Consider the following 1,604-nt stretch of genomic DNA (forward strand, 5'->3'; position numbering starts at 1 on the left):
GGGGGTGCGGACGATTTCCTGGACTCTCAGGAGATAATTTATGTATTCAAAAGCTGAGCGCCTTCGTGCTATTGAGCTCTATTTTAAATTCGGTAGAAAGATCACCTCTGTTATTCGTGAATTGGGCTACCCCACAGAGCGCAACCTCCGGCGATGGGTACAGGCATGGGAAGCCAGCGGTGGCAATATCAGTTCCCTGCCCCGCAAAGAGCGCTACTCTGATTCGCAGAAACAGGCCGCCGTCGACCATTACTTTACGCACGGCTGCTGCCTTGCCCATACCCGAAGGGCGCTGGGATACCCCTGTAGTGCACTTCTTATTCGCTGGATAGATGAGCGTCATCCCGGTTGGCGACGCATCCACACCAGTGTGCAAAACGCCAGCGCGCCCTTTAAGCCTGAGGTTAAGCTGCAGGCCGTCAGGGATCTGTGTACCCGGACAATCCCCGCCCAAAAAATCGCACAGGACGTGGGTGTCAGCCGGCAGGTGTTGTATAAATGGAAAGACGAGGCTATCGGCGACGAGACTTACCTGTCCATGCGAAAAAATGACGACCCCTCTTTTATCCAGGAGCGTGATGCGCTACGGGAAGAACTTGCCCGGCTCACTCAGGCGGTAAAACGGCAGCAGCTGGAGCTGGATATTCTGAAGAAGGCGGAGGAAATAATAAAAAAAGACCCGRGCATCAGCATCAGCACCCTGACAAACAGGGAAAAGACGAAGATCGCTGATGCCCTCAGAGACACACATCCACTGCCGGTGCTGCTGAGCACCCTGAGGCTCGCCCGCAGCAGCTATTTTTATCACCGTGCAGCACTGCGAGCCGGTGATAAACATGCCGGTGTGCGTGTCAGCCTGTCGGAGATCTTCCACGCCAACTACCGCTGTTACGGCTACCGCCGCCTGCACGCAATGCTCCGTGATGAAGGCGTACGGCTCTCTGAAAAAATTGTGCGCAGGCTGATGTCAGAAGAAAAGCTTGTTGTCAGCATAACCCGTCGGCGGCGGTACAGCTCTTACTGCGGAGAAATCGGGGTGGCCCCTGATAATCTTCTTGCGAGGGACTTCACCGCCGGGTTGCCCAATCAGAAATGGCTGACGGATATCACGGAGTTCCATCTGCCCGCAGGCAAAGTGTGGCTGTCACCGGTCGTGGACTGCTTCGACGGTAAGGTGGTGAGCTGGTCGTTGGGTACCCGGCCCGACGCGATGCTTGTCAACAGCATGCTGGAAAGCGCGATCGGCACGCTAAAACCGCACGAACGTCCGATAATACACAGCGATCGCGGCGGGCATTACCGGTGGCCGGGGTGGTTACAGAGGATATCCTCCTCGGGCCTGGTGCGCTCTATGTCGCGCAAAGGCTGCTCTCCGGATAATGCGGCGTGTGAAGGGTTCTTCGGGCGGCTGAAAAATGAGATGTTTTATGGTCGCAACTGGTCAGGTGTAACGCTGGATGACTTTATGAAGCAGGTGGACGGCTACATCCGATGGTACAATGGTCATCGGATCAAGCTGTCGCTGGGCGCAGTGAGCCCTGAAACGTACCGGAAAAGACTGGGGTTAATCTAATCAATCAGTCCAGGAAATCGTCCGCACCCCC

General features: G+C 55.8%; 1 protein-coding gene. It reads left to right on the forward strand.

The window, feature by feature from the left end; genetic code table 11:
- The first annotated feature begins 40 nt into the window (after positions 1–40).
- Positions 41–1,573 (forward strand): IS3 family transposase, encoded by a 1,533-nt coding sequence (locus A9B99_RS15555; RefSeq protein ID WP_064599039.1) that lies wholly within the window; start codon positions 41–43, stop codon positions 1,571–1,573.
- Positions 1,574–1,604 lie beyond the last annotated feature (31 nt).

Source organism: Mangrovibacter phragmitis (assembly GCF_001655675.1).
In the GTDB taxonomy this organism is placed as follows: domain Bacteria; phylum Pseudomonadota; class Gammaproteobacteria; order Enterobacterales; family Enterobacteriaceae; genus Mangrovibacter; species Mangrovibacter phragmitis.